The sequence below is a fragment of the Pseudomonas sp. LB1P83 genome (assembly GCF_054897885.1).
Map to the genome: position 1 here is coordinate 2,692,218 of NZ_CM142709.1, position 19,308 is coordinate 2,711,525.

At 59.3% G+C, this 19,308-nt stretch carries 16 protein-coding genes; 8 read left to right on the forward strand and 8 right to left on the reverse strand.

Going from position 1 to position 19,308, the window contains the following annotated elements; all coding sequences use genetic code 11:
- Nucleotides 1-52: 52 nt before the first annotated feature.
- Both ACYZTY_RS12585 and ACYZTY_RS12590 read right to left on the reverse strand, forming a co-directional pair.
- Nucleotides 53-1,054 carry a FecR family protein gene (locus ACYZTY_RS12585; protein ID WP_461958753.1) on the reverse strand — a complete coding sequence of 334 codons (1,002 nt, stop codon included), beginning with the start codon at nt 1,052-1,054 and terminating at the stop codon, nt 53-55.
- Between the two features lie 96 nt (nt 1,055-1,150).
- Nucleotides 1,151-5,992: a dermonecrotic toxin domain-containing protein gene (locus ACYZTY_RS12590; RefSeq protein ID WP_461958754.1), complete on the reverse strand. Its 4,842-nt coding sequence runs from the start codon at nt 5,990-5,992 to the stop codon at nt 1,151-1,153.
- 228 nt (nt 5,993-6,220) lie between these two features.
- Between ACYZTY_RS12590 and ACYZTY_RS12595 the strand changes: the two genes are divergently transcribed.
- A complete protein-coding gene (locus ACYZTY_RS12595; protein ID WP_461958755.1) occupies nt 6,221-7,261 on the forward strand; it encodes an Ldh family oxidoreductase in 1,041 nt (346 codons plus the stop codon).
- A 79-nt stretch (nt 7,262-7,340) separates the two neighbouring features.
- Here ACYZTY_RS12595 and ACYZTY_RS12600 read toward each other — a convergent pair whose 3' ends face one another.
- A complete protein-coding gene (locus tag ACYZTY_RS12600; protein ID WP_461958756.1) occupies nt 7,341-7,658 on the reverse strand; it encodes an ElaB/YgaM/YqjD family protein in 318 nt (105 codons plus the stop codon).
- Nucleotides 7,659-7,822: 164 nt separating this feature from the next.
- Between ACYZTY_RS12600 and ACYZTY_RS12605 the strand changes: the two genes are divergently transcribed.
- Complete coding sequence (locus ACYZTY_RS12605; RefSeq protein WP_131058660.1) at nt 7,823-8,074, forward strand: hypothetical protein; 252 nt, start codon at nt 7,823-7,825, stop codon at nt 8,072-8,074.
- Nucleotides 8,075-8,082: 8 nt separating this feature from the next.
- Here the strand turns inward: ACYZTY_RS12605 and ACYZTY_RS12610 are convergent, their stop codons facing one another.
- Entirely contained in the window at nt 8,083-8,991 is a 909-nt protein-coding gene (locus tag ACYZTY_RS12610) for a LysR family transcriptional regulator (protein WP_461958757.1), read from the reverse strand.
- An 85-nt stretch (nt 8,992-9,076) separates the two neighbouring features.
- Here ACYZTY_RS12610 and ACYZTY_RS12615 point away from each other — a divergent pair, with 85 nt between their 5' ends.
- The gene (locus ACYZTY_RS12615; RefSeq protein ID WP_461958758.1) at nt 9,077-10,000 is read left to right on the forward strand and encodes a carbon-nitrogen hydrolase family protein; all 924 of its coding nucleotides are present in this window, start codon (nt 9,077-9,079) and stop codon (nt 9,998-10,000) included.
- A 130-nt stretch (nt 10,001-10,130) separates the two neighbouring features.
- Here ACYZTY_RS12615 and ACYZTY_RS12620 read toward each other — a convergent pair whose 3' ends face one another.
- From ACYZTY_RS12620 to ACYZTY_RS12630, 3 genes are all read right to left on the reverse strand, one after another.
- Nucleotides 10,131-10,604 carry an LEA/WHy family protein gene (locus ACYZTY_RS12620; protein ID WP_461958759.1) on the reverse strand — a complete coding sequence of 158 codons (474 nt, stop codon included), beginning with the start codon at nt 10,602-10,604 and terminating at the stop codon, nt 10,131-10,133.
- A gap of 57 nt (nt 10,605-10,661) precedes the next feature.
- A complete protein-coding gene (locus ACYZTY_RS12625) occupies nt 10,662-12,134 on the reverse strand; it encodes a nucleobase:cation symporter-2 family protein (RefSeq protein ID WP_461958760.1) in 1,473 nt (490 codons plus the stop codon).
- A 166-nt stretch (nt 12,135-12,300) separates the two neighbouring features.
- The gene (locus ACYZTY_RS12630; RefSeq protein WP_461958761.1) at nt 12,301-13,194 is read right to left on the reverse strand and encodes a LysR family transcriptional regulator; all 894 of its coding nucleotides are present in this window, start codon (nt 13,192-13,194) and stop codon (nt 12,301-12,303) included.
- A 101-nt stretch (nt 13,195-13,295) separates the two neighbouring features.
- Between ACYZTY_RS12630 and ACYZTY_RS12635 the strand changes: the two genes are divergently transcribed.
- Nucleotides 13,296-14,387, forward strand: coding sequence for a polyamine ABC transporter substrate-binding protein (locus tag ACYZTY_RS12635; RefSeq protein ID WP_461958762.1), 1,092 nt, complete (start codon nt 13,296-13,298; stop codon nt 14,385-14,387).
- A gap of 21 nt (nt 14,388-14,408) precedes the next feature.
- On the forward strand, nt 14,409-15,368 hold the full coding sequence (speB, locus tag ACYZTY_RS12640) for an agmatinase (RefSeq protein ID WP_461958763.1): 960 nt from the start codon (nt 14,409-14,411) through the stop codon (nt 15,366-15,368).
- A gap of 78 nt (nt 15,369-15,446) precedes the next feature.
- Here speB and ACYZTY_RS12645 read toward each other — a convergent pair whose 3' ends face one another.
- Entirely contained in the window at nt 15,447-16,499 is a 1,053-nt protein-coding gene (locus ACYZTY_RS12645; protein WP_461958764.1) for an aldo/keto reductase, read from the reverse strand.
- Nucleotides 16,500-16,894: 395 nt separating this feature from the next.
- Between ACYZTY_RS12645 and ACYZTY_RS12650 the strand changes: the two genes are divergently transcribed.
- The 3 genes from ACYZTY_RS12650 to zapE all read left to right on the forward strand — a co-directional run bounded on the left by ACYZTY_RS12650 (nt 16,895) and on the right by zapE (nt 19,290).
- Entirely contained in the window at nt 16,895-17,611 is a 717-nt protein-coding gene (locus ACYZTY_RS12650; protein WP_461958765.1) for a helix-turn-helix transcriptional regulator, read from the forward strand.
- Nucleotides 17,612-17,662: 51 nt separating this feature from the next.
- Nucleotides 17,663-18,004 (forward strand): nuclear transport factor 2 family protein, encoded by a 342-nt coding sequence (locus ACYZTY_RS12655; RefSeq protein WP_131058650.1) that lies wholly within the window; start codon nt 17,663-17,665, stop codon nt 18,002-18,004.
- A gap of 167 nt (nt 18,005-18,171) precedes the next feature.
- Nucleotides 18,172-19,290, forward strand: coding sequence for a cell division protein ZapE (zapE, locus tag ACYZTY_RS12660; protein WP_461958766.1), 1,119 nt, complete (start codon nt 18,172-18,174; stop codon nt 19,288-19,290).
- The last annotated feature ends 18 nt before the right edge of the window (nt 19,291-19,308 follow it).

Consider the following 19,308-nt stretch of genomic DNA (forward strand, 5'->3'; position numbering starts at 1 on the left):
GGGTGGTTCAAGCGATAAATAAGGCCGCATCCCGTTAAGGGTTGCGGCCTTTTCAGCTTTTGGGGGTTTGTTGCGGGATCGAATTGAGCACCGGATTACCTTCCTTGTTACGGGTCAGGTAGACCGGCAGCACTTTGGGCAGGGAAGCCACCAGGTTGTTCAGTTCTTTGATGTTGTAGATGCCACCCAGACGAATCGTGCCAGTGCTGTGGTCAGCGACCATGATCGGTTTGGTCAGATAACGGTTGATCAACGGCAGTGCGTCGTTCAGCGCCAGATCATCGAGCACCAGTTTGCCGCTGCGCCAGGCCAGGGCATTGTCGTTGGGGTAGGTCTGGTTGATCTGCGGCGTGAAGTCGCCGTGTTTATAGCGCGCCTGCATCGCCGGCCCGAGACGCAAGCCATCGCCCGGAAGATCATCGTTGCTGCTGACCAGCACCGAGCCTTCAATTAGGTTCACGCGGACCTGATCCTCATACATCCAGACGTTGAATTTGGTCCCGGTGACCCGAATCCTGCCGTCCGCTGCCCTGACGATAAACGGGTGAGCCATGTCGTGGCTGACGCTGAAGAAGGCTTCGCCTTTTTCCAGCGTGACCCGACGCTGATCCTTGTAGTTGCTGAAGGTCAGCTCGCTGCCCAGGTTCAGTTCCACTTGGCTGCCATCGCTCAAAGTGACCTGACGGACCGTGTCACTCGCTTCGAAGTGCTGATACGAGTTCGGTAGCCAGCCCATGTTCCAGCCGGTGTACGCCGCCAGCGGCAACGCCAGGGCGCAAACGGCGGCGGCGATGCCAACCGTGCGCCAGGGCGTGGCAGGTTCGAAGCGAGCCACCGATGCGACGGTTTCGGGACGCGGCAAATCCCCCGCGACTTCCCAGATCTCCAGCATGGCCTCGTACTCGAATGCATGCAGCGGATGAGCTTCACGCCATTGTTCGAAGGCGATCCGCTCTTCGGCGGTGCAGTCGAAGGCGTGCAGACGCATGCACCAGTGCGCAGCGGCATCGGTGATAGCGTCATATTCGGCTTGCGAGAGAGAATTGTCGGTCATTGACTCATCCTGATTTCCTGCATTCTAACCTTGAGGGGAAGTCTGCGAGAACAGCCGTCATGGCAATTAAACATCAAATGAGAAGTATTTTTGACATCAGGGCGTGCTGACGTGCAGTTCGCGGCCCAATTGGCTGACTAACCAGGCAACGCTGTCGGCATTACCCAACTGCACGGCCAGCCTGACCAGTGGATCTTTCTTGAAGGTGTGGCGGGCACCGCTGAGGTTTTCTGCACCGGTCAACGCCAGAATATGCGCCTTCACCCGATCCGTATCTTCATAAGACGTACTGCCAGGATCCTCCCACACACCGGTATCAGGATCCTGGGTCATGAACAGTTGGGTATACGGAGTCTTGATCGAGAGTGCTGTGGTCTGAACGTCGGTCAAGGCGCGTTTGAGTTCAGTTGCCAGGGGGGTGGCTGTTCCAATCAGGTCGGTGAACGGTCTGCAGGGATCGAGATAAGAAATGTCCTCGGTTTTACAGGCCATGTGCGAAAGCTCATGAATCAAGGTTACCGCCCGGGCATGGGTGTTGATAGGGAAGGCCGTGTCAGTAAGGTGTTGGTGGTAGAGGTCGAATCTGGGATCGAAGAATCTTTCGGCGAGATGAATCCTGCGTTTTGCGTCTGTAGCCACGATGAAGGCAAAGGTGTTTTGTGCGCCATCGACAAGCCTGCCGACCGCAAAACGACTGGACTTAGGCTTTCTGAGTGATGGCTCCAGCAGCGCTGTGAACACGTCGCTTACGACTTTTTCAACCTGCTCGACATGCGCGGGCAGCACGTGCTGCACACTCATGAAATCCATGAGGAGTTGATGCACGGGAGTGACCGTGTCGTCGGACGTCTTCAGCAGTTGCAGATTTCGATAGCTGTTCCAGGCATAGGTCGTTGCCAGGTCTAGCGCTTCGTCAATCTGACGGGCTCTTTGCGGAAACTGTCGACGGATAGCGGGCATCCCTGTGGCTTCAACGTTCATGCTCTGAAAAACCGAGCTTGCGGTCTCCAATCGTCCGAACAGGCTGAAGCGAGGTGCCGATGTCGGCCCATCAAGCACCCATTGTTTCGATCCGTTCTGACGCAGAAGCGGGCCACGGGTGGTTGTGTCGCCGATGCGCCAGTGGGTGCCGCGCTTGATGACCGGATACACCTTTCCTTCAACCGGTCCATAGTGTTTTTTTGTCGTTGGATGGGTGTAGAGCCCAAGCTTTGCGTCTGATGTCAGCGAATCCAGATCGACATTGAGGCTTTCATGGCGTTTCAGTTTCGTGCGTTCGGGGCCGGTGACGTCGATGTCCTGCCATTTGAACCGCGTATCGGGCTTTTCCGGCGCCGGTATGGCGGGGGCGGGTGTCGAAGACAGCAGCGTTTCATCCCCCAGGGATTGGCGCAATGTGGAGAGTTCGGCCATGCCGCTGATGAACTCTTTTATGGCGGCGCCCCATTTATGGGTTTGCAGGTCTTCGGCGGATTGCTTGATGTCGCGGTAACTGCGCCACACCGTCTCCGGGTAGGCGAGTTTGCCCATGAAATACGAATAGGCCGCGTGCAGGTCTTCGCCCAGCACATGTTTGATGGTTGCCCATTCGCCCTGTTTGTTGTCATCGGACTGGCAACCGAGCAATCGGCCCAGCAACGCGGCGTTGTCACTGAGCAGATGTCTGAACAGATTTCCCTTGATTGGATTGGAGGCCAGCGTGGTACTTGCCGGCGTGGCTCTGGCAACGCGATGAGCGGTAGTCGCCATTCGGGTTTCCAGCAGTATCCGGTCAGGTTGCGGCAGATTCAGGAGTAGCCAGTCGAGCAGCGGTCCACGGGTCTTCAGTTCGGTCAGCAGCTGTGCTTCATTTTCATATTCTTTCACCCCGTGCCGTGGGCTGTGAGGCGCAATAAGCACCTGGGGTGCCGCGCGATCAGCCGATGAGCCGATCAGGTAAACACCGGGCACTTTGATTGCCTGGTCACTCTTGATCCCCAAAAACTCAAGCGGACGGATGATCGCGTGGGCACCGTCGACGGTTGCGCGGGCAATAGCGTCTGGCATGTCCATGACTTGCCGGATCAGATCAAATCCGGTCTTGCTCAGGCGTTCCTGCAGATGTTCTGCATGGGCGTAATGCATCAACTGCCAGGGTAATTGTGTGTAAAACCGCTTCCTGCGGTCCGCGTTCGCCGGGGTGTCAGCCAAGGCGTCGCTGACTATTTTCTGTTGATGTTCGCCCGGTTTGAGATTTCGTATCAGGTCTTTGATGTAGCGTTCGTCCATCCCTTCGGGAATCACGGTGGTATCCAGCGACACCAGTTTGAAATGGAGGTGATCCAGCTCCTTGAGGTGAGTCAATGCAAAGTCGGTCAGGGTTTGGGTTCTGGCGGCAGACGTGGGGCGGGCGCTGATCTGGACCTGGACGTTGTCCGGATTGATGTTGAAGTCGTCTGCCTTGAGTTGTTTTTCAAGCTCATGGTGTGCCGTGCGTTGCAGTGACCGTATGCCGGTCAGGTAATCCTGGTCGTCCTTGACGTTGTTGAGGTATTGCTGAAGCAGCTCGGCATGCAGGATCAGGTCCTTGACGTCCGCCTGGGCCAGCCATGCCGGCAGTTTTTGTTGAGTCGTCAGTGACCGCGCAATGTCTACCGCACGGTCGAGCCCTGTCATGGGCTTACGCAGCGCCACCAGATTCAGGAGATTGGTCAGTGACGTGGCGGTGAGCTTCGTCGCCAGCGCGTTGGTCAGGCTCGACGGGTCCAGATGCACATAGGGTTTTTGTAGATAGTCAAGAAAATGCCCGTAGACACGCTGCAGGGGCGCCAACGTGTAAGTTTTGCCAGGCAATCGCTCGTTGCGGCCAAGGTTCTCCAGGAGCGTTGAGCGAAGGTTGACATCTGCGAGGCGTCGTCCCAGTTCGGTCAGCAACGGTGTCAATGCCTTGAAGGCCTCAAACCCCAACGCAGGCGTCCACAAAATCGCCTTGCCCGAATGCACCGGGTCCAGGCCGCCCCGTTCAGTCAGCACAAAGCAACTGGCCAGTTTCAACGGATCCGCTGCGTGGCCGGCCTTCAATGCGAGGGAAAAAACTTCCGGCAAAAAACCGTTCAATGCCGCTCGCTGCAGGTGTATCGGGCTATCGAACACGGTTTTGATGATGGCCTGTTCCGTCGCACCCAAGGTGCGCGTAACGGCACGCAGCTTCAGTTCACTGCGCAATGCCGTCGACAGTGTGTGAGTGAAATTCGTTTGCAAGCTCGCCACGGAGGGACCCAGTACGCGCTGCGCGTCGGCGATCGAGCGGGTTGCCGTGGAGATGATCGGGTGTTTCTCAAGAAGTTGATCAAGCGCCTGCTCGACAGAATTGAGCAGCGACAGCTCCACTTTGGCTGACTCGGCGCGCACGGTGGCCGGGCGTGCGCTGCCGCCCCGGTCTGCTCGCGTACTCCAGCGCCCTGAAGGTTCGGGAGTCAACAGTCGGTCATCGATCAATCCGCGGACATCCAGCGCATTGTCGAGCAAGGCATGGGGGTCGACCGTACCTTCGCTTTCGCGCAAGCGGCTCAGCGCATGGGACAGGTTGTCCCGTTGCTTGCCAAGGATGTCGGTCATCAAATGTTTAAACACCGGGCCAATGACCGGTTTGCCTTCAATCAGGCGCTCAGCCGGAGCCAACGCAAGAAAGGTGGATCGTTCGTCCAGGGACATGAAATTGAGCAGCGTGTCTTCATGCCCTTCGGTTTTAATCATCTCCAATACGATTTTTTTGACTGCTGGAAGATTGCTCGTTGCTTCGATGCCTCTGGAGGGGGTGTACAGAAAACCCAAGGTGGTGGGGCCCCCGATCATCAAGGTCGAGGCCAGCTCCGTAAAATGCTTCAAGGGCGCGGTCACAAGCACTTTTTCAATGCGAAGCGGATCGTTCGCATCCGGCGCGAGGCTGACCTTCATCAGTCGCAGGTAGTGCTGCGTCGTCAAGATTCCATTCTGGTGCTGGTTTAGAAGCTTCATGTGAAAGGTGTCGCGTACACCCTCGGTGAAAAACTCCAGACGGGAGAGACCAATGCTCATGGAGGTGTTCCAGAACAAGGTGAGCAGGCTGTGCAAGTGCGGCGTAAAGCGCTGCGCGATCTCTTTAACCGCGTGTTCCCATGCCTGGTTATCTGCGTCGCTGCTCACGCTATGCCCGGGATTGGCGAAGACTCTTGAATCGCCGGTGGGCCAGTGGTTGGTCAGATAGAAATGCAGAAGCGCATCGCTCAGTGGTAACGAGGAAATCGTGTGCTGGTTTTCGCCGCCGTCGAGGGCTGAAACAGTCTTCACGAAGCTCTTCAGTGTGGTCAGGCGCTGGTCCAGGGTGGGGAAGGCTTTGTGCAGCGCGTGCTTGAGGGTGTCGTCCAGCATCGATTGCAGTGTTGGCGTCTCGAGTAACTCGCCCTTCATGGTCTTGATGTTCTGTTCCTGATTGCGATCGAGGGTCAGTCGCTGGTCCTGGAATACCGCGCCTTCGATGTCTTTCGTGGCAACGTCGGGGGAGGTGGCTGCGGGTAAAATGCTGCGTTGTTCGATGGAGAGAAAGCGCAACAGCTCCCGCTTCGCTGTAGCCTGCGCCAGCCATTCCTTGAGCTTGCTTTTGAGGTCGGCCATGTCCGCGAACTTGATCAAGCCTTTCCACGGCGTATAGAGCGTGACCTCTCCATCTTTGGGCCGGCTCATGGCAAAGGCGCCGGCCAATTGGATATCCGCTGTGCCTGTCACCTTCAGCAACAGTTTGCAGACGTGCATTGGGTCTTTTTGCGCAATGCGGGCAGCGTGGGTGGCCAGGTAAACGTGCTTCAACCATTTCAGGTCGGCGAGTGTGAAATTCAGTGCTTTTTCTCGGTCACCGGGCTGTTTGGCATTTGAGGCACGCTCTGCCTCATCGAAAAAGTAGGGCTCTACAGGTTCAGTCATGGTTTTTCCTCATGTGCTGCGATCAGCGACCTGTCGCAGGGCGTTGGTTGAGGAAAAACAGTAAGGTCAGTTGAATGCTTGGGTGCGGTACATATTGCTTGAGCCGAACAGGCGGTCGAGACTTGACAGGACGCCGGTAAAACAGCGCTTAATCGACGTATGCTTCAGGTTGCCCTGCAACCTCGTTTCCCCTGGTGCCCGTACTCAATAATAAAACTGGAGCTTCAGATGACCGCAACGCCCGAAGTGGCCGTCAGTTCGACCACCCCATCGCTCGATTTCGACGCGCTCGTTCTATTGCTTGAGCAAATTTTCCTGCGTCATGGCACCTCCGCCGATGTTGCCAAAACCCTGGCATTGAACTGCGCCGGTGCTGAACGCGACGGCGCGCACAGCCATGGCGTGTTTCGTATTCCAGGTTATGTCTCGACGCTCAAGAGCGGCTGGGTCAATGGCCAGGCCGTGCCAGTGGTCGAAGACGTTGCCTCGGGTTTTGTCCGGGTCGATGCCGGCAATGGTTTTGCCCAGCCTGCGCTCGCGGCGGCCCGGGCACTGTTGGTGGAAAAAGCCCGCAGTGCCGGGATTGCGGTGCTGGCGATCCGTAACTCCCACCATTTCGCGGCGCTATGGCCGGATGTCGAGCCTTTCGCCTATGAAGGGCTGGTGGCGTTGAGCGTGGTTAACAGCATGACCTGCGTGGTGCCCCACGGCGCCGACCGGCCGTTGTTCGGCACCAACCCGATCGCTTTCGCTGCGCCTCGGGCTGACGGTGAGCCAATTGTCTTCGACCTGGCCACCAGCGCCATTGCCCATGGCGATGTGCAGATTGCCGCACAAAAAGGTGAACGCTTGCCGGTGGGCATGGGCGTGGACAGCCTTGGCCAGCCGACTCAGGACCCGAAAGCGATTCTGGAGGGTGGCGCGTTGCTGCCGTTTGGGGGGCACAAAGGTTCCGCGTTGTCGATGATGGTCGAACTGTTGGCGGCGGCACTGACCGGCGGCAATTTCTCCTTCGAGTTCGATTGGTCGAACCACCCGGGGGCCAAGACGCCCTGGACCGGCCAGCTGCTGATCGTGATCGACCCGAGTAAGGCGGCCGGGCAGAATTTCGCCGAACGCAGCCAGGAGCTGGTCCGTCAAATGCACGGCGTGGGGCTCAAGCGCCTGCCGGGCGATCGACGTCACTACCAGCGCACCAAGTCGAACGCTCAAGGCATTCAGTTGAATGCTCAGACGTTGGCAAACCTGCGAGAATTGGCAGGGCTCTGAGACCTGCACAATACGCGGGCATAAAAAAGGCGAGCATTGAGCTCGCCTTTTTGCTGTGTTGCCAGCGAAGCGTGACCGTTTAACGGCGGCCCAGCAGCAACCCGACCACCAGGCCGAAACCGGCGGAGATGGCCACGGTTTGCCATGGATGACCACCGATGTAGGTCTCGGTCGCGTCGACCACAGGTTTTGTGCGGTCACGAACGCTAGTGACCGAGTCCCGGGCCTGCTGGAGTTTCTGGGCGATTTGCCCACGAAGGGTCTCTGCTTCCTCACCGACCAGTGAGGCGCTGCTTTTGAGCAGCTTCTCCGATTCTTCGATCAGAACCTGAAGTTCGCTGAAGGCCTGATCCTTGATCTGGTCATTGACGATTTGTGTGGCAGTTTTCCGGGCCATTGGGTACTCCTTGCAGGTAAATGGGCAGTGAACAATGGAGTCTTGCGCGACTGAAAAAGTTGCAGCGGGTTTGCGTATCGACTGTGCGCCGAGGAAAAATCCGGAGTCGGACATTTCCTCCTACAGTGTAAGATGTCGCCTATTTTACGCAGCAGGTAATTCCCATGAGCTTCAATCTGGCCGACAAACCCCTGGCTGAGCGCGCCGCGCTTGAAGATGAGAAATCCCGTCTGTTCGACCTCTGGCAAAGCAACCTTGGCAAATCCAAGGGCGAGGCCGCGCGTTTGTTTGGCGAGCGCGCCAAGCGCAAAGGCAAATGGGCTGAATGGGTTCGCTCGGAACTCGACGGCATGTCGCCGCCGGAATTCGCGAACATGGTACGCAGTGAAGTGAATCGCTTGATGGCCGCCAAGTAAGGCCCGCCTCAGGCAAAACTCGCGACAATGGCCTCGCGCACTTTCAACACCACCGGATCGAGCTGCGTGCTGGTGCGCCAGCCCAGTTCGATCGGGTAGCGCGGCAAGGCCAAAGGGCAGGGCAGCAGCGCCAGTCCGCAGAGCGCCGCAATACTTTCAGCGGCGTGGGCCGGAATGGTCGCCACCGCCTGACTGCCCTTGAGCAAGTGCGGCAACGCCGCAAAGTGTGTCGTCGAGGCGCACACCCGTCGATTCAGACCCAGCGCCGCCAATCCTTCATCGGTGATCCCGATAAAACCGCCCGACGACACCAGAATGTGTTCGCGGGCCACAAACTCTTCAAGGCTGATTTCCGTTTGCCCTTGCGCCAGGCTGAGCGGGTCCACCAGGCACAGATAACCGCCTTCACCCAGCACCTGACGGCTGAGTAACCGCTCGGTAAACCCGCCTGCGGTGATGGCCAGATCGATGCTGCGCTCCATCAATGCCTGAGCGACGATCTGGCTGTGAGTTTGCCGAAAGATCAGGCGCAACTTCGGCGCACTGAGCGCAATCGCCTCGATCAATCGCCGCCCGTAGGCGATCTCGAAATCATCCGACAACCCCACGGTGACCGAGCGTCCGTCGTAATGATTGGCCGCCGGATCGACCATCGCCAGGCTCTGACGGCATTTGTTCAGCGCATCACTCACCACCGGTTTCAACTGGTTGGCCCTGAGCGTCGGCGCCAGGCCGCGGCCGGTGCGCACGAACAACTGATCGCCATACATCTCGCGCAGCCGTCGCAACGCTGCGCTGACAGCCGATTGCGTCACGCCCAGGCGCAGTGCCGCTCGGCTGGCGCTGGACTCTTCATGCAGCGCTTCGAAGACTTTGAGCAGGTTGAGGTCAACGGTGGCGATATTCATATGGCTCATATCATTCAGCAGTGAATCGGGCTGTATTCATGATCCCGTGGCGCATGAGAATGGGCAACACCTCATTGCTTTCGGAGTGACCGCCATGCCCAAGTCCATTGTTGCAGCGTTGCAAATCGGCGCCTTGCTCGGCGGCAAGGCCGAAACCCTTGAACAGATTCTTGCCTGGGAAAACGCGATTATCGAATCCGGCGCCGCGCTGGTGGTCATGCCTGAAGCGTTGCTCGGTGGTTACCCAAAAGGCGAGAGCTTCGGCACGCAACTGGGCTACCGTCTGCCGGAAGGTCGCGAGGCGTTTGCCCGGTATTTTGCCAACGCCATCGACGTGCCTGGCGCCGAAACTGAAGCGCTGGCCGGATTGTCGGCCCGCACCGGGGCCAACCTGGTGATCGGCGTCATCGAGCGCGCCGGCAGCACATTGCATTGCACCGCGCTGTATTTCGATCCGCAGGCCGGACTGGTGGCCAAACACCGCAAGCTGATGCCCACTGGCACCGAACGCTTGATCTGGGGCAAGGGCGATGGCTCGACGCTGCCAGTGATCGACAGTCAGGTCGGGCGAATCGGCGCGGTGGTGTGCTGGGAGAACATGATGCCGCTGCTGCGCACCGCGATGTACGTCAAAGGCATCGAGGTCTGGTGCGCGCCGACGGTGGATGAACGGGAAATGTGGCAGATCAGCATGCGCCACATCGCCCATGAAGGACGTTGTTTTGTGGTCAGTGCGTGTCAGGTACAGGACTCACCGAAAGCCTTGGGCGTTGAGATCGCCAACTGGCCGGCGGATCGGCCGCTGATTGCGGGCGGCAGTGTGATCGTCGGGCCCATGGGCGACATTCTGGCGGGGCCGTTGCGTGACGGGGCCGGGTTGCTCACCGCCGAAATCGACACCGACGACTTGATCCGCGCGCGTTACGACTTCGATGTGGTCGGCCACTACGCGCGTCCTGATGTGTTTGAGCTGAGCGTCGACGAACGCGCCAAACCTGGCGTCCGCTTCAACACATAACCTCCCCTTGTGGGAGCGAGCCTGCTCGCGATAGCGGTGTGTCAGGCAACTTCAATGCTGAGTGATAAATCGTCATCGCGAGCAGGCTCACTCCCACATTGAGATCTTCAGCGTTGCTGATCCTTCGGTTTTACCAGGTGCCGGCGGTCGCCTCTGGCAATCTGAGTTTGCCAGTGTCCACGAAGCGCATCGTGCCAAACAATCCGCCGGCCAGTTTGCCGCGCAGCACATAAGGCAGGTCGTTCAGGGTTTGCGTCTGGCTCAGGCCCAGGGTCTGGCGAATCACCGAGAACGCCGAAACGCTCACCGGAACCGTCAGCACGGTTTCGGAAAAGCGTGCAATCGAGCCCGACTGATCGCTGACCCCGGAAGCCAGCGGCTGGCCATTGACCTCCAGATCCAGCGCCACGCCGTTGTAGTCGATCGGCGATTCGTTGGGGTTTTGCACGCGTATCTTTACGGCAAAGCGCACTTCCATGTCCTGGCTTTGCAGCGGCTCGATGCCGACCACATTGATGTTCAGCGGGTCGCGATGGGGGAAGAGGGCGCAGGCGCTCAGGGAGAGCAACAGCAGGGAAAGGAGGATCGCGTTGACGCTGCGCATGGACAGGCTCTCGTGTAGAAAAGGGCTGAACCGCCAGCGGCTCAGCCCTCGAGCTTTCTAGCGGTTCAACTGTGCGACCGCCGCAGGCCGTGCGGGTTCACCCTTGGCCGGGACATCCGGATTCTCCATGACCTGGAGGATCGAGGCTTCCGGATCGAAATCGTCCTCTTCCAGCTCGATGAATTCTTCGGGCAGGAAGATGTTCAGCACGATAGCGCACAACGCCCCGACGGTGATCGGTGATTCGAAGATGTTGTGCAGCGCCTTTGGCAGCTCGCGCAACACTTCCGGCACCGCGGCGACACCCAGGCCCATGCCGATGGAAATCGCCACGATCAGCATGTTGCGTCGATGCAGACCGGCTTCGGCGAGGATCTTGATTCCGGCCACCGCCACGGTGCCGAACATCACCAGCTCAGCGCCGCCGAGCACCGGTTTGGGCATCAACTGCAGCACCGCGCCGATCATCGGGAACAGCCCCAGCAGCACCAACAAACCAGCGATGAAAAACGCCACGTAGCGGCTGGCCACGCCGGTGAGCTGGATCACGCCGTTGTTCTGCGCGAAGGTCACCATCGGCATGCTGTTGAACACCGCCGCCATGGCCGAGTTGAGGCCATCAGCCAGCAGACCGGACTTGATCCGGCGGATGTAGATCGGGCCCTTGACCGGCTGCCGGGAAATCATCGAGTTGGCGGTCAGGTCACCGGCGGCTTCCAATGGCGACACGAGGAAAATCACCGCCACCGGCACAAACGCCACCCAATCGAAATTGAAGCCATATTTAAACGGCACCGGCACGCTCATCAGCGGTACGTCGGGGAGGCTGGCGAAGTTGACGTCGCCCATCAGCCAGGTCACGACATAGCCGAGGGTCAGGCCAATGACAATCGCCCCCAGGCGCAGGAAAGGCACATCGACCCGGTTCAACACCACAATCGTGCCGAGCACCAGCGCCGCCAACGCCAGATGACTGGCCGCGCCAAGGTCCGCCGCGCCGAAGCCACCAGCGATGTCGGTCATGGCGACCTTGATCAGCGACAGGCCCATGAGGGTAATGATGGTGCCGGTCACCACAGGCGTGATCAGCATCCGCAACTTGCCAATGAACTGGCTCAACACCACTTCGATGAACGCGGCGAAAAAGCACACACCGAAGATCGTCGACAGGATTTCATCGGTGCCGCCACCCCGGGCCTTGACCATGAACCCGGCACTGAGAATCACGCTGATAAACGAGAAGCTGGTGCCTTGCAGGCACAACAGGCCGGAACCGATCGGGCCGAACCGCCGCGCCTGAACAAACGTGCCCAGGCCCGAGACAAACAGCGCCATGCTGATCAGGTACGGCACTTCGCTTTGCAGACCGAGGGCGCCGCCCATGATCAGGGTAGGCGTGATGATGCCGACGAAACTCGCCAGCACATGTTGCAGGGCGGCGAAGACCGTGGCGGTGAGATGCGGGCGATCGTTGAGGCCGTAAATCAGGTCGGAACGGGACTGGGGTTTTGCGTGTTCGGAAGAGGTCACGAGGAAAGCGCCAGAGGCCAGGTCAAAAAATGGAGGCGCAGGATGCCAGAAAGCGCCCGCTAACGGCAAAAGATCGCAGCCTCGTTTCACTCGACAGCTGCTACAGGGGATCGCGTTCCAAAATGTAGGAGCTGTCGAGTGAAACGAGGCTGCGATCTTTTGATCTTCAGGTGAATGCGGCGAGCAGGTCTTCTTCAAACGCCTTCTGCGCATCCCCCGGCACTTGAGCGCGATGGCGCGCCAGGTGAAACGCCACATCGAAGCTCATGTCATCCCGGCGCACGGCGCGCAGCAAGCCTTTGTCTTCCCAGCTGCGGGCAAAGTGATTGGGCAAATAACCGACATGTTTACCGGACAGTACGAAGGCGAGGGTGCCTTCGACTTGCTCAGACCTGGCCGAACATAATTTGCCTTGAAAGGGCTCATCGCTACGCAGAAAACGATAGGGATGATCGACCCGGTCACACGCCTGCAACGCCAGATCATCCGGCGCATCGTCGGTGAACAACGGATGCCCGGGGGCGCAATACAGGTGTTGGGTTTCGCTGAACAGTTCGCGGTAGTCAAACGCGCTTTGCACCTGGGAGAAATAGCCGATCGCCAGGTCCAGTCGCTGTTGCAGCAGCAGGCGTTCCATTTCGCCGGGCATGGCGCTCATCAACTCGATGCGCACTGATTCGTCACGTTCACGAAACCGTCGGATGGCATCGGCCACCTTTTGCAGCACCGATTGATCCAGCGCCTCGGACAAGCCCAGACGCACTTCGCCGATCAAACGACCCGCCACGCCGTTGGATTGATGACGGAATGCTTCGATGGATTCAAACAACCCGCGTGTCGCGCTCAGCAGCTGTTCGCCCTTGGGCGTGATCCTGAATCCACCCTTGCCGCGACTGCACAAGCGGTAGCCGAGCCGGGTTTCGAGTTTGGCCATTTGCTGGCTGATGCTCGACTGGCTCAAACCCAGTTCACCTTGCGCCGCGCTGAAACCGCCGCACTCCACCACGCGGACAAACAAGCGCAGCAGTTGCAGGTCGAGGTCGTGGAGTTGACCGAGCATCAAACATTAATCCGTAATAAAGTCAGGTTAACAAACTTGATATTTCGCCAATGTATCCGAGCGCGCACGCTGCAACCACTTCCTCTGGTCAGGTGTTCGTCATGGTTCCCGCATTCAAGCTGTGTTTACCCGCGTTGTTCCTCGCCATGGCCGCGTCGGCCCAGGCTGAGGAAAAGACCCTCAACCTCTACAGTTGGGCCGATTACGTGGCGCCTGAAACTTTGCAGCGTTTCGAAAAGGAAACCGGCATTCACGTGCGTTACGACACGTTCGACTCTTCGGAAGTGCTGGAAACCAAACTGCTCACTGGCGGCAGCGGCTATGACGTGGTGGTGCCGTCATCCAGCGTGCTGGCCCGTGGTTTGGCGGCGGGTGCGCTAAAGGAAATTCCTCACGAAGGGCTCAAGGGTTACGCCAATCTCGACCCGGACCTGCTGGAAAAACTCGCCGCTGTCGACCCCGGCAACCGTTATGGCGTGCCCTATACCTGGGGCACACTGGGTTTGGGGATGAATGTCGAAGCGGTGCAACAACGCTTGCCGGGTGTGCCACTCAACAGCCTCGACTTGCTGTTCAAGCCGCAATACGCCAGCAAGCTGAAGGACTGCGGCATTGCGATTCTCGATTCGCCGCAAGAGGTGATCGGCCTGGCGTTGCACTATCTCGGTAAAGATCCCTACAGCACCGACAAGGCTGATCTGACCGCCGCCGAGGCGTTGTTGCATCAGTTGCAGCCCAATGTGCTGTACGTCGCCACCGGGCGGCAGATCAGCGATCTGGCCAATGGCAGCGTGTGCCTGGCGTTGACCTACAACGGTGACGCCAGCATGGCCGCCGACCAGGCGCGCAAGGCCAACAAACCGTTCGAGGTGGCCTACCGGATTCCGAAGGAAGGCACGCTGGTCTGGCAAGACAACCTGGCGATTCCCAAGGACGCACCGCACCCCGAAGCGGCCCGGGCGTTCATCGAATTCATGCTGCGTCCCGAGTCCGTCGCCGCGCTGACCAACACGCTGTTCTTTGCCACGGCCAACCAGGCGGCGACCCCGTTGGTGGACGAAGCCGTGCGCACCGACCCGGACATCTACCCACTGGCCGACACCCGCGAACGGCTGTACGCCGACCGCAGCATGAGCCTCAAGGACATGCGCTCGCGCACTCGTCTGTGGACCACTTTCCGTAGCCGCCAATAAATAAATAAAAAGGAGATCACCATGGACGTCCCGATGCAAAACGATCAGGCCATGACCCGCGACAGCCTCTTTGGTACTGCCGCCGAAAGTACCTACGCCGGTATCACCAGTTTCATGCGTCGTCGCTACAGCCGTGATTTGCGCGGCGTCGACGTGGTGGTCAGCGGTGTGCCCTTCGACACCGCCACCAGCAACCGGCCCGGTGCGCGCTTCGGACCGCGTGGTATTCGCGCAGCCTCTACCGGCATCGCCTGGGAACGTCACTGGCCGTGGACCTTTGATCCGTTCGATCATCTGGCGGTGATTGACTACGGTGATTGCGACTTCGATTACGGCTCGCCGCACTCGGTGCCGGAAAGCATCGAGGCCCACGCCGAGCACATCCTCAACGGCGGTTGCGCGATGTTGACGTTCGGCGGTGACCACTTCATCAGTTATCCGCTGCTCAAGGCCCATGCGCGCAAGCATGGCCCGCTGTCGTTGATTCACTTCGACGCCCACAGCGACACCTGGCCGGACGAAGAGGGCAAGCGCGTCGATCACGGCACCATGTTCTGGCACGCGGCCAAGGAAGGTCTGGTGGACCCGTCGCGCTCGGTGCAGATCGGTTTGCGCACCACCAATGATGATCACCAGGGTTTTCAGGTGCTGGATGCGCGGAACGTGCATCGGCAAGGGTGTGAGGCGATTGTCGAGGCGATCCGTGCGCGGGTGGGGGATAACCCGGTGTACCTGACGTTCGACATCGATTGTCTCGACCCGGCGTTCGCACCGGGCACCGGAACGCCGGTGTGTGGCGGTTTGAGCACGGTGCAGGCGCTGGAAATACTCGGCGGGTTGCGCGGGATCAATCTGGTGGGAATGGACGTGGTGGAAGTGGCACCGGCCTACGACCACGCGGACATTACCTCACTGGCGGCGGCGACGTTGGCGATGGAAATGCTGTGCCTGTATGCGGCCAAACACAAGGTCGACCGGTAAGACGCCTTCGCGGGCAAGCCTCGCTCCTACAGATTCGATGTGATTCTTGTAGGAGCGAGGCTTGCCCGCGAAGCTTTTTCAGGCGACCGGGATAATTGGCAGGTCGAGGGTCTCAGCCCCGGTATACCGCGCCGCCGAACCGGCAATCGTTTCATGCGGTACGCCCTTCGGCACGCCGCTGACCTCATCAAGCCGCGACAATTGCTCAGTACTCAATTGCACGTTCAACGCGCCCAACGTCGCATCCAGTTGCTCACGCGTACGCGAACCCAGAATCGGGATCAACGCCGTCGTCGAGCGCTTGGCCTTTTCCCGCAGCCAGGCAATGGCGACGTGGGTCGGCGTGGCTCCAAGTTCAGCCGCCACCGCGAGCAACGTGTCGAGCAGGGCGGTTTCGTGGGCGCTTTTCTCGGTGTGAATCAGCATGCCGAGTTTGGCGGCGCGGTTGTTCTCATCATTGCTGCGGTACTTGCCCGTGAGGAACCCGCCACCCAGTGGCGACCAAATGGTAGCGGCCAACCCGAGGGCTTCGGCCATCGGCAGCAGTTCACGTTCGGCGGTGCGTTCGGCCAGGCTGTATTCGGCCTGTATCGCTGCAATCGGCGCAAAGCCACGCACTTCTGCCAGCACATCGGCGCGAGCGATGCGCCAGGCCGGGAAGTTTGACAGCCCGGCGTAGTGAATCTTGCCGGCACGCACCAGATCGTCGAAGCCACGCAGGATCTCTTCCATCGGCGTCACGCCGTCGCTGATGTGCGCCCAGAACAGGTCGATGTGATCGATGTTGAGCCGTTTCAGGCTTTCTTCCACGGCGCGAACCATGTTCTTGCGGCTGTTACCGGTGTGGGAAATGCCCGCGGCGGGCGTCGTACCCATGGTGTATTTGGTGGCGATGACCAGGCGATCTCGTTCCGGCGCGATGAACTCGCTGAGCATGGCTTCCGACTGGCCGGCCTGATAACCGTTGGCGGTGTCGATGAAGTTGCCGCCGGCTTCCAGGTAACCATCGAAAATGCGCTTGGCTTCGTCACGCTCGGCGCCATGGCCCCAGCCGGTGCCGAAGTTACCGGCGCCCAGCGCCAGTTCCGAAACCCGCAAGCCGGTTTTGCGGCCGAAGACTTTGTAATGCATGAGGTGACTCCTGAAGAAATGGCGCTGTGGCTTTATTTAAATGTTTAGCAACATGTATTTAATATGATGCGAGTAATATTGGCCGTCAAGGCGCTTTTCCATTCAGGGCAAAAGGGCCGACCACCGGGGTAATGTTGTTCACCCAAACCCTTCAGTCAGCGAGAGACTTGTGGCGAGGGGATTTATCCCCGTTGGGCTGCGAAGCGGCCCCGGCGTCCTTCCAGACAAACCGAGTTATCGGAATTACGACTGCTTCGCAGCCGAACGGGGATAAATCCCCTCGCCACAAAAGCCCCCTCGCCACAACGTAGGCACCCGGGGACTTTGCTCCTGCCAGTTTCTGACAGCAGCCTCTGCTAAGCTCCGACGACTTTTCAGGAAAGAGCCTGCCGATCGTGTCGCGTACCACTCGTTTACTCACGTTGCTGCAAGTGCTGCGAGGTAAAAGTCGTCCGGCCACTGCCGCGACACTTGCCGGCGAATTGGAGATTTCCGAACGCACGCTGTACCGCGATATCGCCGAGCTGACGGCCCTGGGCGCACCGATCTTCGGTGAAGCGGGAGTCGGTTATGTGTTGCGCAGCGGATTGTTCCTGCCGCCCTTGATGCTCAACGCCGACGAAACCGAAGCCATCGTGCTGGGTTTGCGTTATGTGGATCAGCGTGGCGATGAGGTGTTAAGCAAGGCAGCGGCCGACGCCCTGGCGAAGATTGCGGCCGTGTTGGCCCCGGAAGCTCAAGATGCATTGCGCAATCCGACGGTGCTGCCGGGCCCGCGCGGTTACGGTTATCCGCAAAATGCCGTGCCGTTGAGCGTGTTTCGCCAGGCCATCCGCGATCAATCCAAACTGAATATCGATTATGCAGACGCCCATCAGGTGCCCAGTCAACGACTGATCTGGCCACTGGCGCTGGGCTTTCTCAATGAAGTGCGGATCATTGTCGCCTGGTGTGAATTGCGCAGTGCCTATCGTACGTTTCGCACCGACCGTATTTCGGCTGCCAATGAACAGGGCGGGCGCTATCCGGGACGGCGCAGCGACCTGTTGCGCACCTGGCGTAAGCAAATGCAACTGGATGAAGCCGGGCGTTTCACTCCTGACAAGAACTGACACAGACCTGATCTAGCATGGCTCCAGAATCAATAAACAAGGAGCCGCACCATGTCCAATCCAGCCTCTTCACTGGCACCCGCCATCGCCGCCTACATTGCCGCCGCCAATGCCCGCGACACCTCGCGGGTCGGCAGTTTTTTCGCTGAGGATGCCAACGTGTTCGATGAGGGCCAGCACCGGATCGGCACGCAAGCCATCGCCCAGTGGATGCAAGACACTGCGCAACGTTATGAACCACGGGTCGAAGTGCTCGACGTTCAGCTGCGCACGGGCAAAGTGCTGGTGCACAACCTGATCTCCGGGACGTTTCCTGGCAGTCCTCTGGAACTGCGGTACATGTTCCGCCTCAATGAACAGGGCAAGATCGCCCGGCTAGACATCTCCCTCTAAACCGAGCGCGATCTTTGTAGCAGCTGCCGAAGGCTGCGTTCGCCTGCGCAGCAGGCGCAAAACCTGGCGACTCGGTATATCGGTGAGAACAGGGATATCGAAGCGACCGCTTCGCGATCGAACGCAGCCTTCGGCAGCTGCTACACAAGGAACGTATACTCCCGCGCATGAATGTCAACTCTCCGTTAAGCGCCTGGCAACACGCCATCGAACAGAAGGGTTTCGTCCAGGACGAAGCCCAGGAACATGCCGTGTGGGCGCTGCAAAAATGCCACGAAGCCTTGCATGAAGGCCGCATGCCGATCACTGGCGTTTACCTCTGGGGGCCCGTCGGACGGGGCAAGACCTGGTTGATGGATCAGTTCTACCAAAACCTGAAAGTCCCGGCCCGACGTCAGCACTTTCACCACTTCATGGGTTGGGTGCATCAACGCTCGTTCCAGCTGACCGGCACCGCCGACCCATTGAAGGCGCTGGCCCGTGAGTTGAGCGAAGAAGTGCGGGTTTTGTGCTTCGATGAACTGTTCGTCAACGACATTGGCGACGCGATAATCCTCGGGCGTTTGTTTCAGGTGATGTTCGAGCAGGGCGTGGTGGTGGTCTGCACCTCCAACCAACCGCCGGACCAGCTGTACGCCGACGGCTTCAACCGTGACCGCTTCGTACCCGCCATCGAGGCCATTAAAAAGCACATGCAGGTGATCGCGGTGGACGGCGGCGAAGACCATCGCCTGCATCCCGGCGCGGCTCTGCAACGTTACTGGACGACGGCGCCCGGGCAGCCCAGCGCGCTCGGTGAAGTGTTCAAGGCACTGACCGTTGGGCAGTCGCTGTCCGACGAGCCGATCACGGTCGGTTACCGTTCAGTCAACGTGGTGCAGGTCAGTGCCACCGTGCTCTGGTGTCGTTATGCCGATCTGTGCGAACAACCGTTTGCCGCCATGGACTTCATGGCGCTGTGCGACACCTTCAGCGCTATTCTGTTGAGTGACGTGCCCAACCTCAGCGCGCAGAAACGCGAAGGACGCATCGCCCGAGGCACCGAAGACGGTGCCGAGCGCGTCGTGGCCGGTGATCGCGAGCTGCCGCAATTGTCGGTGCATGACGACGGTGTCCGGCGTTTCATTGCCCTGGTGGACGAGTGCTACGACCGCAAGGTGCCGCTGTACCTTGAAGCGCAGGTGCCGATGGCCGCGCTGTACACCGAGGGTTATCTGGAATTTCCGTTCCGCCGCACGTTAAGCCGTTTACAGGAAATGCAGCTGCAACGTTTCGCCGAAGCCTAATGACCGGGAGCCGCGAAG